The sequence below is a fragment of the Flavobacterium anhuiense genome (genome assembly GCF_004151235.1).
GTDB lineage: Bacteria > Bacteroidota > Bacteroidia > Flavobacteriales > Flavobacteriaceae > Flavobacterium > Flavobacterium anhuiense_A.
Genome location: NZ_JUIV01000004.1, coordinates 110,603 through 132,125, shown reverse-complemented (window position 1 = coordinate 132,125; position 21,523 = coordinate 110,603). Strand labels below are relative to the sequence as shown.

At 32.9% G+C, this 21,523-nt stretch carries 24 protein-coding genes and 1 tRNA gene; 7 read left to right on the top strand and 18 right to left on the bottom strand.

The genetic code is table 11. From position 1 onward, the window contains the following. Positions 1-131: 131 nt before the first annotated feature. From NU08_RS07785 to NU08_RS07765, 5 genes are all read right to left on the bottom strand, one after another. The gene (locus tag NU08_RS07785; RefSeq protein ID WP_207214061.1) at positions 132-716 is read right to left on the bottom strand and encodes a Swt1 family HEPN domain-containing protein; all 585 of its coding nucleotides are present in this window, start codon (positions 714-716) and stop codon (positions 132-134) included. Then, positions 709-1,335 carry a DUF5343 domain-containing protein gene (locus NU08_RS07780; RefSeq protein ID WP_129746579.1) on the bottom strand — a complete coding sequence of 209 codons (627 nt, stop codon included), beginning with the start codon at positions 1,333-1,335 and terminating at the stop codon, positions 709-711. The genes NU08_RS07785 and NU08_RS07780 overlap by 8 nt, the downstream gene beginning before the upstream one ends. A gap of 39 nt (positions 1,336-1,374) precedes the next feature. Further along, positions 1,375-2,277 (bottom strand): hypothetical protein, encoded by a 903-nt coding sequence (locus NU08_RS07775; protein ID WP_129746578.1) that lies wholly within the window; start codon positions 2,275-2,277, stop codon positions 1,375-1,377. A 658-nt stretch (positions 2,278-2,935) separates the two neighbouring features. Next, on the bottom strand, positions 2,936-3,241 hold the full coding sequence (locus tag NU08_RS07770; protein WP_129746577.1) for a hypothetical protein: 306 nt from the start codon (positions 3,239-3,241) through the stop codon (positions 2,936-2,938). A 15-nt stretch (positions 3,242-3,256) separates the two neighbouring features. After that, on the bottom strand, positions 3,257-3,826 hold the full coding sequence (locus tag NU08_RS07765) for a hypothetical protein (RefSeq protein WP_129746576.1): 570 nt from the start codon (positions 3,824-3,826) through the stop codon (positions 3,257-3,259). 264 nt (positions 3,827-4,090) lie between these two features. Here NU08_RS07765 and NU08_RS07760 point away from each other — a divergent pair, with 264 nt between their 5' ends. Continuing rightward, positions 4,091-4,576 carry a hypothetical protein gene (locus NU08_RS07760; protein WP_129746575.1) on the top strand — a complete coding sequence of 162 codons (486 nt, stop codon included), beginning with the start codon at positions 4,091-4,093 and terminating at the stop codon, positions 4,574-4,576. Positions 4,577-4,697: 121 nt separating this feature from the next. Here the strand turns inward: NU08_RS07760 and NU08_RS07755 are convergent. Then, a tRNA-Ala gene (locus NU08_RS07755) sits at positions 4,698-4,771 on the bottom strand. A 104-nt stretch (positions 4,772-4,875) separates the two neighbouring features. Between NU08_RS07755 and NU08_RS07750 the strand changes: the two genes are divergently transcribed. The 4 genes from NU08_RS07750 to NU08_RS07740 all read left to right on the top strand — a co-directional run bounded on the left by NU08_RS07750 (position 4,876) and on the right by NU08_RS07740 (position 7,231). Then, entirely contained in the window at positions 4,876-5,640 is a 765-nt protein-coding gene (locus NU08_RS07750) for an enoyl-CoA hydratase/isomerase family protein (RefSeq protein WP_129746574.1), read from the top strand. A gap of 91 nt (positions 5,641-5,731) precedes the next feature. Further along, positions 5,732-5,908: a hypothetical protein gene (locus NU08_RS22285; RefSeq protein ID WP_165352429.1), complete on the top strand. Its 177-nt coding sequence runs from the start codon at positions 5,732-5,734 to the stop codon at positions 5,906-5,908. 33 nt (positions 5,909-5,941) lie between these two features. Continuing rightward, positions 5,942-6,394, top strand: a complete 453-nt coding sequence (locus tag NU08_RS07745; RefSeq protein WP_129746573.1) for a 6-pyruvoyl trahydropterin synthase family protein — start codon at positions 5,942-5,944, stop codon at positions 6,392-6,394. 93 nt (positions 6,395-6,487) lie between these two features. Then, positions 6,488-7,231 carry a UDP-2,3-diacylglucosamine diphosphatase gene (locus tag NU08_RS07740; protein WP_129746572.1) on the top strand — a complete coding sequence of 248 codons (744 nt, stop codon included), beginning with the start codon at positions 6,488-6,490 and terminating at the stop codon, positions 7,229-7,231. A gap of 54 nt (positions 7,232-7,285) precedes the next feature. Here NU08_RS07740 and NU08_RS07735 read toward each other — a convergent pair whose 3' ends face one another. The 10 genes from NU08_RS07735 to NU08_RS07690 form a co-directional block, all read right to left on the bottom strand. Then, a complete protein-coding gene (locus NU08_RS07735; RefSeq protein WP_129746571.1) occupies positions 7,286-8,497 on the bottom strand; it encodes a cytochrome c3 family protein in 1,212 nt (403 codons plus the stop codon). Between the two features lie 83 nt (positions 8,498-8,580). Next, on the bottom strand, positions 8,581-8,937 hold the full coding sequence (locus NU08_RS07730; protein WP_129746570.1) for a hypothetical protein: 357 nt from the start codon (positions 8,935-8,937) through the stop codon (positions 8,581-8,583). A gap of 87 nt (positions 8,938-9,024) precedes the next feature. Continuing rightward, the gene (locus tag NU08_RS07725) at positions 9,025-9,888 is read right to left on the bottom strand and encodes a carboxypeptidase-like regulatory domain-containing protein (RefSeq protein WP_129746569.1); all 864 of its coding nucleotides are present in this window, start codon (positions 9,886-9,888) and stop codon (positions 9,025-9,027) included. A 123-nt stretch (positions 9,889-10,011) separates the two neighbouring features. Further along, positions 10,012-10,368, bottom strand: a complete 357-nt coding sequence (locus NU08_RS07720) for a hypothetical protein (RefSeq protein ID WP_129746568.1) — start codon at positions 10,366-10,368, stop codon at positions 10,012-10,014. Between the two features lie 151 nt (positions 10,369-10,519). Beyond that, a complete protein-coding gene (locus NU08_RS07715) occupies positions 10,520-11,434 on the bottom strand; it encodes an alpha/beta fold hydrolase (RefSeq protein WP_129746567.1) in 915 nt (304 codons plus the stop codon). Further along, positions 11,435-12,718, bottom strand: coding sequence for an MFS transporter (locus tag NU08_RS07710; RefSeq protein ID WP_129746566.1), 1,284 nt, complete (start codon positions 12,716-12,718; stop codon positions 11,435-11,437). After that, positions 12,705-14,408: a single-stranded-DNA-specific exonuclease RecJ gene (gene recJ, locus NU08_RS07705; protein ID WP_129746565.1), complete on the bottom strand. Its 1,704-nt coding sequence runs from the start codon at positions 14,406-14,408 to the stop codon at positions 12,705-12,707. Before recJ ends, NU08_RS07710 begins: the two co-directional genes overlap by 14 nt. A 291-nt stretch (positions 14,409-14,699) precedes the next feature. Continuing rightward, positions 14,700-15,044 carry a HopJ type III effector protein gene (locus tag NU08_RS07700; RefSeq protein ID WP_008465164.1) on the bottom strand — a complete coding sequence of 115 codons (345 nt, stop codon included), beginning with the start codon at positions 15,042-15,044 and terminating at the stop codon, positions 14,700-14,702. A 171-nt stretch (positions 15,045-15,215) separates the two neighbouring features. After that, positions 15,216-15,935, bottom strand: a complete 720-nt coding sequence (rsmI, locus tag NU08_RS07695) for a 16S rRNA (cytidine(1402)-2'-O)-methyltransferase (protein WP_111287100.1) — start codon at positions 15,933-15,935, stop codon at positions 15,216-15,218. A 45-nt stretch (positions 15,936-15,980) separates the two neighbouring features. Then, positions 15,981-17,003 (bottom strand): hypothetical protein, encoded by a 1,023-nt coding sequence (locus NU08_RS07690; protein WP_129746564.1) that lies wholly within the window; start codon positions 17,001-17,003, stop codon positions 15,981-15,983. Positions 17,004-17,239: 236 nt separating this feature from the next. Here NU08_RS07690 and NU08_RS07685 point away from each other — a divergent pair, with 236 nt between their 5' ends. Beyond that, a complete protein-coding gene (locus NU08_RS07685; protein ID WP_129746738.1) occupies positions 17,240-17,830 on the top strand; it encodes a thymidine kinase in 591 nt (196 codons plus the stop codon). Positions 17,831-17,873: 43 nt separating this feature from the next. Further along, complete coding sequence (locus NU08_RS07680) at positions 17,874-18,293, top strand: hypothetical protein (protein WP_129746563.1); 420 nt, start codon at positions 17,874-17,876, stop codon at positions 18,291-18,293. 62 nt (positions 18,294-18,355) lie between these two features. On the opposite strand, the gene rpoN is transcribed toward NU08_RS07680, so the two are convergent. Both rpoN and asnS read right to left on the bottom strand, forming a co-directional pair. Beyond that, positions 18,356-19,816, bottom strand: a complete 1,461-nt coding sequence (rpoN, locus tag NU08_RS07675) for an RNA polymerase factor sigma-54 (protein WP_129746562.1) — start codon at positions 19,814-19,816, stop codon at positions 18,356-18,358. A gap of 141 nt (positions 19,817-19,957) precedes the next feature. Continuing rightward, positions 19,958-21,403, bottom strand: a complete 1,446-nt coding sequence (asnS, locus tag NU08_RS07670) for an asparagine--tRNA ligase (RefSeq protein ID WP_129746561.1) — start codon at positions 21,401-21,403, stop codon at positions 19,958-19,960. Positions 21,404-21,523 lie beyond the last annotated feature (120 nt).

Below are 21,523 nucleotides of genomic sequence, written 5' to 3'. Positions count from 1 at the left end.
ACAATATACTATATATTAAATTTTCAATTACGAATCAATCAGATTGTAATATAATCAATTGTCTAATTAGAAGGTAGTAATCTTGTGGTGTTCTCGCTGGTCACAGAAAAGTTATTATAGGCCTAATTATTTTACAGACCAATTACTCTATTCCAATCAGCGACATACATATATATTCTTTGAGATTCTGATGGTAATAACATCCGGTTATGAGCAATGAAATTGCGTGCTTTTTCTAATTCATCCATTCTTTGATTCAACCAATGTTGTGATGGAATTAAATTGCTGAAAAACTCCCACTTTTCTATCATTATTTTTGCTAACATACCAAAATCTACAAAACCAAGAAGGTCACTTTTTTCTCCTTCTAGCCAAGAATCTTTCATTGCAGTTGCTTGCCTACTTTCGGCATGAGTTTTAATGCTTTTTGGAAGCTTGTCCCACCAATCTAAACCTATATTCTCTTCAAGAGTTTCACGAATAAATGCTCTGATTTCATTTTCAAAACAATTAACAACAGCGTAAAGTCTAGCCATTTCTAACCCATTATTTCTCCTATTCACGCCAAAAGGAGATAATGCTTCAGCCAGTAATTGTTTTTCAGTAAATTGGTTATCAGCGCCAATTTGAATTCCTGCTTTTTGGAATTCTTCAGCTTCAGATTCAAACATTAATCCTCTGAAAAAAAAATCTCGTATATCTTTCTTATTAGTCAATCAAGTGTTCTTTTAGTGATTTAAATATTGCATTATAAACTTCCACATCTTTGGTTGCAGGTAAATGTATTTGTATATTGTAATGTAGTCCAACTCTGGATGCTGATAATGTTTTTGGAGGTTGTACATCTTGAGATTTATCACTTGAGGATTGTTTCTCTTCTTGTTTCTCTTGAGTGACTATTTTTGGTTTTTCATTGTGATTTAAATCCGCTAAATCTAAAAGAGCATAGAAAGTATTTGTATGAAGTTTAGCTACATTATCGCTAGCATTGTGATAACTTTTAAATTTCCCCTGAACCAAATCCCTATCTTTTTCAGTCGGATTTGATTTGATGAGAAATATGTCTCCATATGCTTCTTTTATAGCTTCTCCCATTATTTCTTTTGATTTAGAATGATTTCTATATTCATGATAACGTTGAGTAGGGCTACCATCGGAAGATAAAAAGCCTAATGATTTCATCAAAGGAATAAAAGGTCTGTGGTTATTTGATTTATAACCTAAATCTTTTAAGTTTTGATGTCCAAATTTGTCTGGTGCTTGAGCATCACGAATTTTTCCAAAGAATTCTCCAAGAACTCCATACGCTTGACTGTAACTTTTCGGTAATCCCATATTAATAGTTATTCATTTATAATTACTGTGAGAGATAGGTTATTTAATCTTTTTGATATTTGACTTAACCGATTTTTTTATTGAATCATAGTTGATTTTTTTATTGTCTTTTTGTTTTATAGTGTCTATGGATTTGGCTTTGTTTAGTAGACCATCTTTACCATATAAATTGTCTTGATTTTCTTTAGTAAGTTTTATAATTGAAGATATTCCTCCATAAATTATAAAGCCAATGAGAACTCCTGTGACTAATTTGTTGTTTTTAAATTTATCTGAAATTTTTTCAAAATGTGTTTTCTCTAATTGTGATTTTGGGATTAACTTTCCTTCTTGATATAAATTTAGTTCTTGAGAGATTGACTTTTGAAATTTAGCTGTTATCTCCAAGAGAATTTTAAGATACTTATCTAAGTGTTTTAAGTCAATTAATTTAGGTATTTCTTCAACGCAATAAAAGTTTTTATTTACAATTGTAACCTCTCTTGATTTTCTGTCAAGCCAACTAAATTGAAAGGTTTTGTATTCTTCCAAATGTCTGTATTTTATTCTTTCAGGCGCATTAAAATATTCATTTTCTTTTTTTTCGACTTCTTCTAGGAATTCTCTGTATTTTGAATTATTCCATTCTCTGGATATTTCAGTAAAATATTCTTTTTCAACTTTGTTTAAATTCCAACTATCAATGTCGTTAATAACTTCTTCAAAAAATGTTGTAACTGTTAAGGTATTGCTGGTATGCATTATTTGATTGGTTTCTTCTTTTAAACCATCAAATAGATTAATCAAATGATTTATTTGAAATTCTAAATTTTCCTTATTCCAATTATTCTCTTCGTTTTCGTTCTTTTGAAAATAATCTGTGAATTCAAATATGGTAGAAGCTTCTCTAAATTCAATTAGTGTATTTAGTGCCCAATTTTTTCTCGGAAACGTAGGTTGCATATCTTAATATAGTAAATATATCTCTTTAACTTTTTGTTATCTCATTTTAACTGTATATCAACTTCTTGAATTTTTTCACAAGCAGTAGCGGAGAAATTTTCTGAGTTGTTAGATTAATCAAATATATGAAAGAATTCTTATGAATAATTTACTAGATTTTATTTTATTAGATGTTATTACATGCCCCTACCTACGTAGGAGCGTGCAATAATATTTTAAACAGAATGGATCGTGCAGAGCACGACCCATTTGTTTAAAATGAAACATTATAGATGTATCTTTAATGAAATGCCTTTTTAAAGCTAATAAGACATTGGTTTTACAAATGAGTTCTTTACTGAATACGTGCTAACGTAGGTGCTTTTAGGAACATTTATAGCCAAAAAAAATATAAAAATGCTACAGGCATCTATCCGTTTAGTGGTTATTGATAGGCATATTTCCTAATAATACGCGTGGGTAACGAGGCTTACATTATTCGAGTAAGTAACATGGAGGAGAGAAGGCTATCCTAATTGTTCTATTCGCTTGCGTATTTGTTCAATTTCTTTTTCCAATTGTAGCTTCTGCAATTGAGTGTGTAAATCTTGTTTTCGATTCGGGTCACTTTCTACAGAAATTTCCAATTGTTTAATTCTTATTCTGTCGTCAACGCCATTTACCATTCTAAATTCAAATATCTTTCAGGAAAATATCTAAATTTTAAAAAGTAGCTTTCCTTGTGTAAATTATCGTGTTTAAGATGCGGTACTTCATTTAAAATTTTATTTCCCCAATCGTCAAAAACATTAAGACCGCATAATATTTTCCATTCCGACCTATTACTTCTAAGAAATCTGTAAACGTCTTCAGTTAGGTTTTGGTTTATTTCTCTATATCGCTTAAAATTGTATGGTTGTAGTGCACTTGGATTTATTCCAAGTTTTCTTTTGAAGTCGTCATTGTTAAATTCTTGTTCGTTCATTTTTTTTTCTATTTTTTAAATGATTGTTATTTTACCACTTTTTCTAAGGTAACTGGTGGCGCTACCGTAATTATTTATTTTTTCGATTTGGCAACGATATTGTCCACAAGCAATATATTTTTTAAGAATTCCTGAGACTGCAATTTCAATATTATCTTTAAAGCCGTCGGTTATAGCGTGAAGATGACTTACACCGCGTCCATCGGTTTCAATAACATAGCCTATGTTTACGGATGGTAACTCTTGCTTAACTTCTTTAATCAATTGGACATGATAATTAATATCGTAATTGTCTTTAGTATTCCAAGTCACCATGGTTTCCCATTTATGGTTGGTAAGATTTGATTGTTTCTTATTGTATTTTGGTAAGAACTCATCGATTAAAGTATAATGAATTTGCCATGCTTTGCCATTACGTTTTAGAAGACTTGGAATGTTTGAGTATTTTTCTTTTACCAATTTCATTCTATACTTTAGAGTTCTTGGAGACATTCCAGTTATTTCTTCTAATTGATTAAGTTGATAATATATTTTAGCTCTACTACTATTTATCTTATCAATAATATTTTTACTTTCTTCTATCATTAGTATTTTGTTTATTAGATATAATTAGGACAAGAGAGGTCTTGTCCAATTTGTCATTTATAATAAATATGCACCTAATTGAAAAAAATCAAATTATTTGCACTTATATTATCAAGTATACTCATTATAAAAAATTAGTCAAGTGGAATAGGGAACAAAACGGTGAATTAATGTTTGGGAAGAAGTTGGATTTCATGAAAACAATTGCACCTTTAATTTGTAAATTTGACAAAAGAACTAAGCACTCCTTAATAAGAAAGCATTATGACGCCTTTAAATTTAACCCATCAATTTGATATGATTTTCACGACAAGCTTTAAGCATACTAGTAAAGTTTTATATGAAGTTGAATTTAGCAATAGTAATGTTCTGGAAATAATTAAGAAACTAAACGAACTTAGATACAAAGTAGAGAATAATATCACTACAGGAAAACATGTCGGCGCACAAATTGATACAACTGATGTTCAACTGGCTTTGAGTACTTTGGAAAAAATTTCTGAGCATTACATGAAAATTACAGGACTTACAGAAGTGTCCGTAAACACCAAAACGTATAAAATGATTTCTTATGTAAGAGATAGCGAAAGATTAAACGTGAAAGACGTTGCAAAAGAAGTCCTTGATGAGGTTTTAAATCCTGAAAAAAAAGATAAAAAGCTTACTAGAGAAGAAATTATAAAATTTGGTGCTGAACAAAAAACGCTCGAAAGAAAACTTGAGTTATTGAAAAAGCAAGGTAAATTATAGGTTGAATAGAGGTTTCGTCGTCCTAAAAGAGTCCTAAAGCACTTCAAAAACTCTCTTAAAATTCGTAATTTAACATAAAAAAAGCCTATAAATGTAAGATTTATAAGCTTTTTTTGTATTGTGGAGAATACCGGATTCGAACCGGTCACCCCTTGCCTGCCAGGCAAGTACTCTAGCCAAATGAGCTAATCCCCCAAAGTCTTAACAAATAAAGTCAATTAATTCTCAAAAAACAAATTTCCAGAAGTTTCGGATGAATTATTTTCAAAAGCGTAACTTTACCTTTAAATGTAATTTTTATGAGCCTAGAAAATACAAACGGAAGTTTAGAAACTTCTTTTCAAAATACGATTGCAACGGTGCAATTTGGTCATCCAGCCAGTAATTCTTTTCCGCGAACTTTATTAGATGCTTTGTCTGCCGAGATAAATAGTTTGAGTCGAAACGAAGATGTTTCGGTTATTATTTTAAAAAGTGAAGGAAACAAAGCTTTTTGTTCTGGCGCTTCTTTTGATGAACTTTTGAAAGTTGAAAACGAAGAACAAGGCGTAGAATTCTTTTCGGGTTTTGCACATTTGCTGAATGCCATGCGAAATTGCAATAAAATTATAGTCGGACGTGTACAAGGAAAAGCTGTTGGCGGCGGTGTCGGAATTATTTCGGCTTGCGATTATGTTTTTGCAACTCCGCAAAGCGATATTAAATTATCTGAATTGGCAATAGGAATTGGGCCTTTTGTGATAGAACCAGCAGTTTCTCGTAAAATTGGTAAAGCGGCAATGACCGAAATGACTTTGTCGGGACACGAATGGAAATCGGCAGAGTGGGCGCTTCAAAAAGGACTTTTTTCTGTTGTGTGCGAATCTCGAAATTTGGATGCTGAGGTTGAAAGTTTTGCTCAAAAATTAAGTTCGTACAATCCTGAAGCTTTGCTCGAAATGAAAAAGATTATCTGGGAAGGAACAGAAACTTGGGAATCGCTTCTTTTTGAACGCGCAGCAATTACAGGAAGATTGGTTTTATCCGATTTTACAAGAAATGCATTGCTTCAGTTTAAAAAATAGATATGATATAAGTCATTAATTTTAAATAAACAGAAACATAGTTTTGGAAATATTTTAAAACGATTTTTTTTCACTATCTTAATTATTGAATATGACTATCATTTCGTTGATACAAAAAGTTGACATTGCAGAGAAAATAAAAGATGCTCCAGACAGCGGTTATCAAATTGGTGTAGTTATCGGATCTTTTATTCCATTTCTAGTTTTGGGCGGAATTGCTTTGTGGATGTATACTCGTGCTAAAAAAAGAGCTAAAAACGGCAATTAATTTGTAAATTTGCAAGCTTAAAATTAAAAATCGATGAGTAATATCAGAATTACAAAACAATTTAGTTTCGAAACCGGTCACGCTTTGTACGGTTACGATGGAAAATGCAAGAACGTTCACGGACACAGTTATAAATTATCGGTAACGGTTATTGGCTCGCCAATTACAGACCGATCGAATGTAAAGTTCGGAATGGTGATTGACTTTTCTGACCTAAAGAAAATTGTAAAAGAAGAAATCGTCGATCAATTTGATCATGCAACTGTTTTTAATCAGACAACTCCACATGTTGAATTGGCTGCTGAATTAAAAAATCGCGGACATCACGTTATTTTAGTAGATTATCAGCCAACTAGTGAAAATATGGTGGTTGATTTTGCTGAAAGAATCGTTGCGAGACTTCCAGAAGGAATTTCTCTTTTCTCACTAAAACTTCAAGAAACAGAATCGTCTTTCGCAGAATGGTACGCATCAGATAATTTGTAAAAAAGTCAAAAATCAAAAGTCAAAAATCAAAAGTCAAAAGATTTTATCTTAGTTGTTTAAAAATCTAAGAAGTCTAACAATCTAAAAATCTAAATGAAAAAAATATATTTTGCTTCAGATCAGCATTTTGGTGCGCCAACTCCAGAATTAAGTCTTCCGCGTGAGAAAAAATTTGTGGCTTGGTTAGATGAGGTAAAAGAAGATGCAGAAGCGATTTTTTTATTGGGAGATTTATTTGATTTTTGGTTCGAATATAAAACGGTTGTGCCAAAAGGTTTTGTTCGAATTTTAGGTAAGTTGGCAGAAATTCGCGACAGCGGAATTCCTATTTATTTTTTTGTTGGAAATCATGATCTCTGGATGAATGATTATTTTGAAACCGAATTGAATATTCCGGTTTATCACGATAATAAAGAATTTACTTTTAGCGGAAAAACTTTTTTAATTGGTCACGGCGACGGAAAAGGTCCTGGAGATAAAGGTTATAAAAGAATGAAAAAGGTATTTACAAATCCGTTTTCAAAATGGCTTTTCCGTTGGCTTCATCCAGATGTTGGCGTAAGTTTAGCACAATATTTATCAGTCAAAAATAAATTGATTTCTGGTGCCGAAGATGTAAAATTTTTAGGTGAAGAAAATGAGTGGTTGGTTTTGTACGCTAAACGAAAACTAGAGACCAAACATTATGATTATTTCATTTTCGGACACCGTCATTTACCAATGATAATTCCTGTTGGAGAAGATTCTAATTATGTTAATCTAGGCGACTGGATTGGTTACTTTACATATGGAGTTTTTGATGGGGAAAATTTTGAACTTAAAAAATTCGAAAAATAGTTAAGTCAAAAGTCAAAGTTAGCTTAATAGCTTAAAAAAAGGCTAAAAAATGACTTATTTTGAACTCATTGGATAAATACCAATTTTATGCGTTCTCAAAATATAATTTGATAATTGTTTGCTGTTTGAAAGCTGAAATTTAATTGCTCCAGATGCTTTTTTCGGCATATGGCATTCTACACAATTATCGTCTAATAATTTTTCAGGCATTGTTTTTAGGGTCGTTTGATTGTGTTTTAAACCCTGATGACAGCTCATACAAATTTTAGAATAAGAAGCCATGTTCTTAGAAGTATTTTCATGCGGATTGTGACAAGTAATACAATCCATTTTTTCGCTATTTATAAAACATTTGCTTTGTGCCATTAAACGAAATTGATTTCCGTGAACATCAAATTTTGCGGTATCTGTAATACTTCTCGTTTCACGAAAGAATTCCGATAAATTATCTCCAGGTTTAAACTCAAAACGAGATTTTAATTTCATTCCGTCATTTCCTGCATGACACAACGCACAGGCGTCTAATTTTTGCTGTCTTGTAAGGGTTTTGAAGCTTGTAATGCTATTGGCAACTTTTACATTCGGATTTTTCAAATGAAATTCTGCATGTTTTTTTGCAGGTCCGTGACAGCGTTCGCAGTCAATTCCGTAAACAATAGTTTTTTTGTTGATTACGTCTTCGATATCCATTGACATGAAGTTTTTTTCCGCCGAACTCTGATCAACAGTTCGCGAGCTGATATTTGAACTGTGACAAGCGTAGCAATCTTTAACGACCATTCTGTCAAAATAAGGCTTATCAGCTGGAAACCCTGGACTTGTTGCCCAATTGTTTATCGAATGATAAAAAGAAAGCGGTAATTCGTAAGTATTATTATTTTTCCAATAAACAGATGTCTGTGCATGTTTTGTTCCAAATACAATTTCGAATTTATATCTTTCAGTTTCTTTTCCATTTTTATACAAAACCTGATACAAACTGTCGCCATGTTTTTCCATCACCAGTTTGGTGTCTTTATCATAAATGAAAGTATGGTTTTTAGAATCAAAATCTCCAGAAACATTTCCTAAAATAGCTGGAGCTGTAGCTTTAAAATGCGAACTATGAAAAACCATTTCCGATTGTACTTTATGGCATTGTACGCAACTTTCAGAACCTGCATAGTCAGTTCCGCGGGGATCAATATATTCTTCAGATTTGTTGTTGCAGCTGACAAAGAGAATTGCCAGAAGTGATATGGTAAATAGAAATACATCTTTTTTCATTGCTGTAAATATACTTTTTTTTGAATGGAATCAAAATATATTTCAATAACGAAAAAATGTTGTTAAAATATTTAGAATGCTCCTTAATTCATACCGACTCCATAAACATATTCATCCAGTTCAATTTTGAATAAAGAGCCTTCGACCAAATCTTTAATCGATTTTAATTCGGTCATATTTACGGCTAAATCTATCGAATTGCATGGTGTTTTCAATAAAAACTTATGGCAAGAATATTTCATTTCGCAAGCTTCACAACAAGAGTTTTCAATCATACTATCTTCAATCAAATCGCAAAAATGATTCAATTCCTGAACTGTAAAATAAAAGCCAGTTTCTTTAAAAACTAATTGCACTTTGTCTGAAATTGTAGTGTTATGATCTTTCCAGTAAAAAGCTATTCCAAAGTTATTATGATATATTTGTTCAATTTCTCTCATCGTAAATCCTTTAATTTCAACAAATATAAATATTATTTAAATTAATTCTAAATAAAAAAATCATAAAAAAGAATAAAATTTTTCATTTTACTGGCACATCGTGTTGAGGTAAAAAGTCAAGCTTTGTCCGCTTCTAAACCAATTGGCCATATTTTTTTCTCTGTAAAAACTATTTTCGGTTGCAGATACGGCTGTAGAAATAGAGAAGAATTTGCTTTTTTCGTTGGTTTTTATACTTTCAATCCATTGAATTGTCACAGCAATATCCCCCATTTCTTTATCGAGATAAATATCGTAAGGTTTTAAATCGACTGTAAACAATCCAAGTTTGTTGTCTTTCACTTCAAAAATTATGTCTTTTTCAATTAAAATTTTGGAAGGAAGACCATTTTCAACTTTATAAAAGTTCAATCTGAATTTAACCGATTTAAATTCGTTTGAAGTAATATTGAAATTAAAACTCTCTACTTTGCAATCTTTTTTGATATGGAATTCCATTCCTCTTTCGCGACTTAAATAGTCATCAACCGTTTTGTCTAGAGCAGTAAAAAAATTAAAATGCATAAGACCAAGTCCTTTTGAACTTCTGCCGAATTGTTTTGGTTTAGGTTTTTTGAAAGAGACCACAACTTCCTTCAAAGAATTTTCAGAAGGAATCATTTCAATAACATTATGGTCAGATTTCAGTTGATTGACTAATATTTTTTTGGTTTCAAAACCAATATGAGAAAAGACAATTGTATCGTTAGGATTTACTTTTTCATTTAAATTTAATTTGAAAATCCCTTTCGAATTTGAAACAGTTCCGACATTTTTATTCGCGATTCCGATATTTACATAATCGAGCTCTTCGTTGTTTTGCGTATTCTTGAGTTTACCCGAAATAGCAGATTCTTGAGCGAAAATAGTAGATGTAAAAATAACAGAAAATAAAAATGTGGGATATTTCATTTGCTTGATTTTTAGAATAAAGAAATGAAATAAGATTAAGATTGAATATTCTTTTATTCAATTTTTAACATTTGAAAGGAACTCTATTACAACTATTTATGAAGAGTTGCAATGGAAGAAAGTTTAATTCATGCCTGCACCATGAATATATTCATTGAGATGAAGTCGAAATAAAGAACCATCAACCAAGTCTTTTATAGAATCTAATTCCTTCGGTGATATTTCTAAATCTATAGCAACATAGGGAGTTTTTAATAAAAATTTATCGAAAGCACGTTTTACGCCACTTGTATCATAATCATTGTGGTCTGTTACGCAATCTTCAATCAAATCGTGAAATTCATTTAATTCTTGAACTGAAAAATAAAATCCCATTTGTTTAAAAAGCAACTGGATTTTATCTGATATAATTTCGTTGCCTTCTTTCCAATAAAATGAAATTCCAAAATCGTTTCGGTATATCTGTTCGATATCTTTCATGGCAATTTTTTTAGGCCACAAAGATACGAACTCTTTATACTAATACTTGATTAAGAAAAGCATAAAAAAAAGCTAAAAATCATTATTAGTGTTTTGATTTTTAGCTATTTATGTGAGGTTTTGTAGTTCGCTTTTTTATGAGACTCAATTGTTATTTCAACCAATATTTTAACTTGGAAAAAAAAGCAGTCTGTTGGTCAACAAATAAATAATGCGAGCAATTGTCTAGAAAAGCAAAATGTTTTTCGCCAGTTATTGCCTTGAGAGATTTAATTTGTGCCGATGAAAAAATACCATCTTGTTTTCCGTAAATTCCATAGATAGGAACGTCAGCGGTTTTAATTTTCTTTAAGATTGTACGTGTATCAATATTATTCTGTTTTTCGTTTTGATAGAAAAGCAAAGGAGCATTTTTGTTTCTGATATTGGTTTTATAAAATTCTCCAGCTTCGTAATCGGCATATAATTTTTTAGACTCCGCAGTTGGATTTGGCATCTTGAAGAAATTGTTTTCTCCAGCCAGTTCAAAGCACTTTTTTCGATAATCAGCTGAATTTTTATCCAGATTTTCTACAATATTGATTCTTTTTAATTGTTCAGAATTGTTGTTGTATTTCTTTTTTAAAGTATCTAAAATATGATCATAAGTTTCCTGTTGAGAATACAATGCGCCAGCCAAAACCAAAGCGCTCACATTCTTCGGATATTTATTAGTATAAAGTGTCGCAACCAAACCGCCAAAGCTATGCCCCAATATAATTGCTTTCTTTAAATGATATTTTTTATAAATCGAATTTATATCCTGAAAAGCTTCTTCAAAAGTAAACATTGCATTAGGATCTGCAGATCTTCCTTCGCCACGACGATCATAAGCAATAACATAAAAACCTAAATCAGCTAGATTTTGAGCTGTTGTTCCTTCAAATAAAGTTGCGTTGCCACTTGGGCCACCGTGAATAAAAATTATGGCTTTATTCTTTTCGTTTCCATAAGTTTTAATATAAAGGTTTTGTCCATTTGCAAAAAAGGATATCGATAAAATAAAAGCTACGAATAATGATTTCATCTATTCCAATTTATGATGATCGTCCATATCTTTTTGAAGATCTAAATTTCTAAAAGTAGGAGATGCAAATCCAAAACCTAAAACGGTCAAAAGTGTAACGCTTCCTCCAAAAATTACAGAAGTAACAGTTCCCATTAGTTTTGCGGTTGCACCACTTTCGAAAGCACCTAATTCGTTAGATGATCCAACAAAAATTGAATTTACTGCACCCACACGGCCACGCATGTGATCAGGAGTTTTAAGCTGTAAAATGGTTTGGCGAATCACTACTGAAATTCCGTCAGCCAATCCGCTTAAGAATAACGCAAAAACAGAAAGCCAGAATGAAGTTGAGAAACCAAATAAGATGATAGATAATCCAAAAACAAAAATGGCTGCCAAAAGTTTTTTTCCTGCATTTTTATATAAAGGAATATAGGCCGAAACGATCATGGTTATAAAAGCTCCAACAGCAGGCGCAGCTCTTAAGATTCCAAATCCTTCAGAACCCACTTTTAAAATATCTTGTGCAAAAACTGGCAGTAATGCTACCGCGCCTCCAAAAAGAACTGCAATCATATCAAGAGATAATGCGCCTAAAACAATTTTATTTTTGAAGACAAAAGTTAAACCTTCAGTTAAACTGTCTTTAATTGATTCTCCAATCTTTGGATTTATAATTGGTTTTGCACTGATTTGTGACAAAGCAATTAAAGAAAGAATTGAAAATCCGAAAACTAGACACATTGACCAATGAACGCCAATCCAGTTAATTGAAAATCCTGCTAATGCTGGTCCCATAACTGCTCCAATTTGCCAAACGGTGCTGCTCCAAGTAGCGGCATTTGGATATGCTTTTTTAGGAATAATAAGCGATAGAAGAGCAAAAATTGTTGGCCCAAGAAAAGCACGAACTAATCCGCCAAAAAATACTAAAGCGTAGATAGAATAAAGTATAACATTTGAAGACCAGCCTCCAACTACTTTTGGCCAAGTCAATAAAAATAATCCAAAACTGATCACAGAAAAGCCTAAAATGCATTTTACCAATAATCCTTTTTTCTCTTTTTGATCGACGATATGTCCAGCAAATAAAGCCATTCCGACCGCAGGAATTACTTCCATTAGACCAATAATTCCTAGAGAAAGCGGATTTTTGGTTAAGCTATAAACTTCCCATTCGATGACAATAAATTGCATTGACCAGGCAAAAACCATGGCAAAACGCAATAATAAAAACACGTTGAATTCTCTGTAACGAAGTGCCTGATAAGGATCAGGTTTGTTGGATTTAATCTCTTCCATCTGTTCTAATGTCTTTCAGCATAAGCTGAGTTGAAATGTTGCCGTTCCATTCATTTTCGGCAATTGTATACGCCAGCTGAAACGGATTTTGATTTTTTGCTATGTCTAATTTTTTTCCGAGTCCAAAGCCAATTGCGGCGATTCCATCAGAATTATTTTGTTTTACGAAAAGTCTTAAATGCTCTTCTTCTGCGCCTAAAGTTTTGGCGTAACCTGTATCTATAAGGTTTCGTGTCATAAAAACTGGCGTCATATTCTGCGGACCAAACGGTTCAAATTGTTTTAAAATGCGGATTAGTTTTGGAGTGATGTCTGAAAAATCAATTTCAGCATCAATTTCGATTTCTGGAGTTCGCATTTCGGGCTGAATGGTTTCTTGGACGCATTTCTCAAAAGCTTCTTTAAAAAGCTGATAATTCTCGGCTTTCAAAGTCATTCCTGCCGCGTACATGTGTCCTCCAAATTGCTCCAAATGTTCTGAACACGCATCTAGTGCATTGTAAACATCAAAACCTTTTACAGATCGGGCAGAAGCGGCGTATTTATCTCCACTTTTAGTAAAAACTAAAGTTGGACGGTAATACGTTTCGATTAATCTTGAAGCGACAATTCCGATAACGCCTTTGTGCCAGTCTTCTTGAAAAACAACAGTCGAAAAACGTTCTTCCTCGTTGTTTTGTAAAATCTGCTGAAATGCTTCTTTAGTGATCTTTTTATCTAAATCTTTTCGGTCTGCATTGTATTGTTCTATTTCTGAAGCAAATTGCTGTGCTTGCTCAAAGTTGAATTCAGTTAACAATTCAACGGCGTGATTTCCGTGTTTTATTCTTCCAGCAGCATTAATTCTTGGTGAAATAATAAAAACAACATCGGTAATATCGAGAACTTTCTTTTTGACTTGATGTGTTAAAGCTTTAATTCCGGGTCTCGGCTCGCTATTAATGACTTTCAAACCGAAGTAAGCCAATACACGATTTTCTCCAGTTATCGGAACAATATCTGCTGCAATAGCTGTAGCAACCAAATCAAGATACGGAACTAAATCTTCAATCGTTTCATTTCGATTTTGTCCTAAAGCTTGAATTAATTTAAAACCAACTCCGCAACCGCATAATTCATCGTATGGATATTGACAGTCTTCTCTTTTTGGATCTAAAACTGCAATAGCGTTCGGAAGAAATTCTCCAGGTCTGTGGTGATCACAGACAATAAAGTCAATATTTTTAGCTTTCGCGTAAGCGATATGATCAATTGATTTGATACCACAGTCAAGAGCGATAATTAGGGAAATTCCGTTATCGTCTGCATAATCAATTCCTTTATATGAAATTCCGTAACCTTCGTCGTAACGATCTGGAATGTAAGTAGCAATATTTGGATAATGTGATTTTAAATAGGAGGAAACCAAAGAAACAGCTGTTGTTCCGTCTACATCATAATCACCAAAAACTAGAATGTTTTCTTCGTTTTGAATGGCTTGTTCGATTCTAGCAACGGCTTTATCCATATCTTTCATCAAATACGGATCGTGAAGATGTTCTAATGATGGACGAAAGAAGTTTTTCGCATCTTCAAAAGTCTCAATTCCACGCTGAATTAACAGTGATGCTACAAAATCTTCTACATTTAATGCTTGCGCTAAATGTTTAATTTTTTCTTCAGAAGGTTTTGGTTTTAATGTCCAACGCATGGGTTGATTTAGATTTTAGATTTTAGACTTCAGATTTTTGAAATCGTTTAATCTGATTGGTAATTTTTTTGCCACTCCCGATAGCATCAGGATAAAAGATTTGAAAGGATTTTTAACCACAAATTACACAAATTTCCGCTAATTCAATTTGTGGGAATTTGTGTAATTTGTAGTTTACTTTTTTATTGCTTCATCTGTGGCGGGTTATTTCGGCAAATTTGACAAAGTTTTGAGAATGTTAGATTGGTGATTTTTGAAAAATCTAAAATCTGCAATCTAAATTCTAAAATATTATTTCGCTTCTAAAGCATTTCCTTCAAACTGAATTCCATCCCAACCTAAGTTGATGAAATTTCTAATGTTCTGGTGGTTCGTTCCGTTTGGATCTCCTAAAACTTCTTCGAAATAAAAAGCTCCGAAGCAAGCCAAAGTTTCTTCTTTACTTAAGTTTTGCAGTTTTGCGAAAGAAAACAATTTGCAAGAACCTGAATTTTCGCCCGCTGCATTATGTTGTGTTCCATTTTGAAAAGCAGTTGGAGTAAAGTTGTAATTTTCTTCGATTACTGCGATAGTTTCAGGAAATGTGATTTGTGTTGGAGTTTGTTTTACTTTTTCTAAAAAGGCTTGAATGCTCATGATTTGTTTTTTGTCTGTTTGATTTTTTTGCCACAGATTATATTGATTAAAATGATTTTTTTCGAAGCACTTTTTTAACCACACATTACACAAATTTCCGCTAATTAAATTTGTGCTAATTTGTGTAATTTGTGGTTACTATAATACTAAATCTGTGGCTGAAATAATTATTTATTCTTCATCATCCTTAGAAAACTTACTTTTCTTTGGTTCTTTTGTTATAGTTTTTCCGGCAACCACAACTACGATTTCTCCTCGTGGTGCTGTTTTTTCGAAATGTGCTAGAACTTCTTTTGCCGTTCCGCGTACATTTTCTTCATGTAATTTTGATAATTCTCTTGAAACGCAAACTTGTCTGTCTTCTCCAAAATATTGTACAAATTCAGCTAAAGTCTTAACGAGTTTATGCGGAGAAACGTATAAAATCATCGTTCTGGTTTCTTCGGCTAAAGCCAAAAAACGAGTCTGACGTCCTTTTTTATCAGGCAGAAAACCTTCAAAAACAAATTTGTCATTTGGCAGTCCGCTGTTTACCAATGCAGGAACAAAAGCCGTTGCGCCCGGAAGACATTCGACTTCAATTTTATTTTCGACACAGGCTCTTGTCAATAAAAATCCTGGATCTGAAATGGCCGGAGTTCCTGCGTCTGAAATTAAAGCGATAGTTTCGCCAGCTTTTAAACGTGCAATTAAATTTTCGGTCGTTTTATGTTCATTGTGCATATGATGGCTGTGCATGTGCGTGCCAATTTCAAAATGCTTCAATAATTTTCCGCTTGTGCGGGTATCTTCAGCCAAAATCAAATCGACTTCTTTCAAAACCCGAATGGCTCTAAAAGTCATGTCTTCAAGATTGCCAATTGGCGTTGGAACGATATATAATTTTGACATAGTTGTTTATTCGTAAAATGTAAAATGTGAGATGTGAAAATGTCTTTACGAGAATTTCTTTTCAATAATTCCCATAAAACGTTCTGCGTAATCGTCTTTTCCTTCCCAGTTATTGTAATCTGGTTTTACCATGTTTTCGATAAAATCTTTCGCTTCGCTATAAGAATCAAAAGTCATTAATTGGTTTAAAACACGACTGTAATCTTCTGTACTGTTTCCGAAAAGATTTTTAGTAAATGCAATTCTGTCATTCAAATCAATATGAAAACCTCTTGCCAATTTCTCATTCAAACTTACTGATTTTGGCTGTGCAGGAGTTTCAAGAATTGCAGTTTCAACTTTTTTCTCTTCTTTAAAATCATTAATAGAAGGCGTTTTCGCAGGAGGAACAGCTTCAAAACTATCTACTTTTACAAATTGTGCGTCGGCATAATTAATTCCGAAATCTTCAAATTGAATAGTTGGTTGTGATGGAACTTCCTTTTTTGGTTCTTCCTTAACTTCTTCAATAAATGGTTCCGTTTCCAATTCAAAAGCTGGTTTGAAATCTGGAATTGGTTTCAATTCATTTATAGTTGTGAACGAAAGATCATCAATAGCTTTTTCTGTTTCTTCAGCCTTTTCAGCAACTGGCTCAATAATTTCTTCAATAACTTGCTCTTCAATTTCCGCAGCGATTGGTTCAACAGTTTCTTCGATTGCTGGTTCTTCAATTTCGACGATTGGTTCAGCAGCTTCAACAATTTCTACTGGTTTTTCTTCTGAAATTTCAGGTTCATAAGATTCTTCAAGCGCAATAACTTTTTCTTCGGCTGGCGCTTCAAGTTCAATTATAGCAGGAATTGCCTCTTCTTCTTTTTCAAAAATGGTTTCCAATTCGGCTACAATATCGTTTTGCCCTATTGTTGGTTTTGCAGCGTCGAAATTCTCTTCTACAAATTTTAATACCGCTAATTTCTCATATAATTTCTGAGTTTCAAGGTACAATTGATTGATATCGGATTTGTTTTTAAGTTTCAAAATTCGATGTGCAATGCTGATTAAATCAGCTTCCAATTTTTTTTTCATAACTGTTGAAAATTATAGTGAATAAGGTATTTTAGTGTATTTGATGTCTGAATGTCTCTATTCTCAAGGAAATTCAAAAGATAATTTTTTATTTCTGTTAATACGCTTTCGCGAATCTAAGGTTTGGTAAAAATTTTCTACTTTTGAAAAAATGTAAAACAGTACATTTTTACATTAATTTATTGCCAGTACAAAGTAATAAAAACTATTCATTTTTAAAGGTAGAAAAATACAAAATGTTTCTCGAAAATACAGTAAATCACAAAGAACAATTTGGTTGGATTGAAGTTATTTGTGGATCAATGTTTTCGGGTAAAACCGAAGAGCTGATCCGAAGATTAAAACGCGCCCAATTTGCCAAACAAAGAGTCGAAATCTTTAAACCTGCTATTGATACCCGTTATCATGACGAAATGGTGGTGTCTCATGATGCCAACGAAATTCGTTCAACTCCCGTTCCTGCCGCTGCCAATATTATGATTTTAGCTCAAGGCTGCGATGTAATCGGTATTGATGAAGCGCAGTTTTTTGATGATGAAATTATTACGGTTTGCAACGATTTAGCAAATCAAGGAATTCGCGTAATTGTTGCAGGATTAGATATGGATTTTAAAGGAAATCCGTTTGGGCCAATGCCAGGACTTATGGCAACTGCCGAATATGTTACAAAGGTTCATGCCGTTTGTACCAGAACAGGAAATTTGGCAAATTACAGTTTTAGAAAAACCGATAATGATAAATTGGTTATGCTTGGAGAAACAGAAGAGTACGAACCACTTAGCCGTGCTGCGTATTTTAAAGCTATGAAAAAGAATCAAGAAAAATAGATTGTTTTACTTATTATAAGCCATGAAAAAAACATTTCAAAATATGAGAAAGTCTACTATTTTATTATTGCTATTAATGGGAATTGCAGTTGCCTTTGTGGTTTACTTTCAATTCTATCTCGCCAAAAATGAAAATGAGGTTAACACTGAAGTAGTAGAATTAATTGCAAAATATAATAAAAGCTGTCCGTTAAATATTCAGGAAGGTATTCGTTTAGACAGCGTAAGTCTTCATGAAGAAAAAACAGTTCAATACAATTTAACATTGCTGAACGTAAGTAAAGAAACTGCTGAGGCAGATGTAATTCAAGAAGAAATTAGAAAAAGTCTTTTAAGTACTGCAAAAGCAAATACGGGACTTCAGGTTTTCAGAGAAAATGATTACACTTTGAATTATAGTTACAGTGATAAAAAGAAAGATTTTTTATTTGATGTGAAGATTTTACCTGATCAATATAAATAAAATTAAAAGCAAAAAGAAACCCGGCAGAATTTTAAATTTGTCGGGTTTTTTATTTGTAAATATTAAATCTTCTTTCTCATTCTCGCAACCGGAATATCGAGCTGTTCGCGGTATTTTGCAATAGTTCTTCTCGCAATTGGATATCCTTTTTCTTTTAAGATTTCAGCCAATTGATCATCTGGAAGCGGTTTTCTCTTATCTTCTTCTTCAATCGTATTTTGAAGAATTTTTTTGATTTCAAGAGTCGAAACATCTTCTCCCTGATCATTTTTCATCGCTTCAGAGAAGAATTCTTTAATCAGTTTGGTTCCGTATGGCGTTTCTACATATTTGCTGTTTGCCACACGCGAAATGGTCGAAATGTCCAAACCAACCATATCTGCAATATCTTTTAAGATCATTGGTTTAAGTTTGGTTTCGTCGCCATCTAAGAAATATTCTTCTTGATAATGCATGATTGCATTCATTGTTACAAAAAGAGTTTCCTGACGCTGTCTAATGGCATCAATAAACCATTTAGCAGAATCTAATTTTTGCTTGATAAACTGAACCGCATCTTTCTGTGCAGTCGATTTGTCTTTAGATTCTTTATAAGTCTGCATCATTTCCTGATAATCTTTAGAAACGTGCAGGGAAGGAGCATTTCTTCCGTTTAAAGTCAATTCCAATTCGCCGTCCACAATTCTAATGGCAAAGTCGGGAACAATGTTTTCTGTTACTTTATTGTTTCCAGCAAAAGAACCGCCCGGTTTAGGGTTTAATCTTTCAATTTCGTGAATTGCTTTTTTAAGCTGTTCGTTAGAAACGCTATACTTCTGTAACAGTTTATCGTAATGTTTTTTCGTAAAAGCATCAAACTGATTTTCGATGATGTCAATCGCTAAATCAACATATTCAGTTGGTGTTTTATGTTTCAATTGGAGCAATAAACATTCCTGTAAATCACGCGCGCCAACTCCTGAAGGTTCAAGCTCATGAATTACGGTCAACATTTTTTCGACCATTGCTTCATCAGTATAAATTCCCTGAGTAAAAGCCATATCGTCTACAATGTCAGGAATACTTCTGCGGATGTAACCCATATCATCAATACTTCCAACAAGGAATTCAGCGATTTCGCGTTCTTCATCATTCAAAATAAAAGTATTCAGCTGATTGATTAAATCCTGATGAAAACTTATCGGAGCCGCAAAAGGAGTTTCGCGTTCCTCGTCATCACTGTAATTATTAACCTGAGTTTTGTAATCAGGCGTATCGTCGTCGCTTAAGTATTCGTCAATGTTAATATCGTCTGCTTCGATTCTGTCTGATTCTGCATCATCATAATCATCGTAGTCGTCATTAGCGTATTCATCAGCTTCGTATTCGTCTTCTTTACCTGCTTCCAGAGCCGGATTTTCGTTCATTTCTTCTAATAAACGCTGTTCAAAAGCTTGCGTAGGCAATTGAATTAACTTCATCAGCTGAATTTGCTGTGGAGATAATTTTTGGGATAATTTTAAATTTAAAAATTGCTTTAGCATATTTTGAGTTAAGAGTTATAAGTTATGAATTATGATTTTATACTCACGAATTAGTAACTTATAACAGTTAAATATTTCTCTTAAATGATTATGAGTTAAGATTTAACTCTTAACTCATAACTTATAATTTATAACTTTCTATTAAAATTCTGCACTTCCAGGAGTTCTTGGGAAAGGAATTACATCTCTAATGTTTGTCATTCCTGTTACAAACAATACTAAACGCTCAAATCCTAAACCAAAACCTGCGTGAGTTGCTGATCCAAATCTTCTGGTGTCTAAATACCAATATAATTCTTCTTTGTCGATTCCAAGTTTTTCCATTTTCTCAACTAGAACATCGTAACGCTCTTCTCTTTCAGAACCACCAACGATTTCTCCAATTCCAGGGAAAAGGATATCCATTGCACGAACTGTTTCTCTTTCTGGTTCTGTGTTGTCGTTCAAACGCATGTAAAACGCTTTAATGTTTGCTGGGTAATCGTATAAAATTACTGGGCATTTAAAGTGTTTTTCTACTAAATAACGCTCGTGTTCTGACTGTAAGTCAGCTCCCCATTCGTTGATTAAATATTGGAATTTCTTCTTTTTATTTGGAGTTGAATCTCTTAAAATGTCAATTGCCTCAGTATAAGAAACACGTTTGAAGTTGTTTTCTAAAACGAAGTTCAATTTCTCTAACAATGCCATTTCGCTTCTTTCAGCCTGTGGTTTTGATTTTTCTTCTTCCAAAAGTCTTCCTTCTAAGAATTTCAAATCATCCTGACAATTGTCTAAAGCATATTTAATTACGTACTGAATAAAATCTTCAGCCAAATCCATGTTGTCATCAAGGTCGTTGAAAGCAACTTCAGGCTCGATCATCCAGAACTCTGCCAAGTGACGAGAAGTATTTGAATTTTCTGCTCTAAAAGTTGGTCCAAAAGTATAAATCTGACCCAAGGCCATAGCAAAAGTTTCTCCTTCTAATTGTCCAGAAACTGTCAAGTTTGTATGTTTTCCAAAGAAATCTTTTTTGAAATCAATGTTTCCTTCTTCATTTTTTGGAAGATTATCCAATGGCAAAGAAGTTACTTGGAACATTTCACCAGCACCTTCAGCATCAGCTCCAGTGATAATTGGCGTGTTTACATAAACGAAACCTTTATCTTGGAAATATTTGTGAACTGCATAAGACAATACTGAACGCACACGCATAATCGCACCAAAAGCATTTGTACGTACACGCAAGTGAGCGTTTTCACGTAAAAATTCTAGAGAGTGCTTTTTGGGCTGCATTGGGAATTTCTCAGCATCAGAATCTCCAAGAATTTCCAATTTAGAAACCTGAATTTCATATTTCTGACCCGCACCTTTACTTTCAACTAAAGTTCCAATTACAGAAACCGCTGCTCCAGTTGTGATTCTTTTTAAAGTCTCTTCTGGTGTATTTTCAAAATCAACAACACATTGAATATTATTAATTGTAGAACCGTCATTCAAAGCGATGAACTGATTATTTCTAAAAGTTCTCACCCAACCTTTTGCATTCACTTCCTGTAACGTCGTCGTACTGTTTAATAAGTCTCTAACTTTTGTGTGTTTCATTTTTATATATAATTGATATTAAATAATATTCGTTTTGAACAACTGCAAATATAATCGATAATAATTAATTTTTGAAGCTGTTTCCCGCTCTTCGCTATATCTTTCTATTTTTAAAGAAAA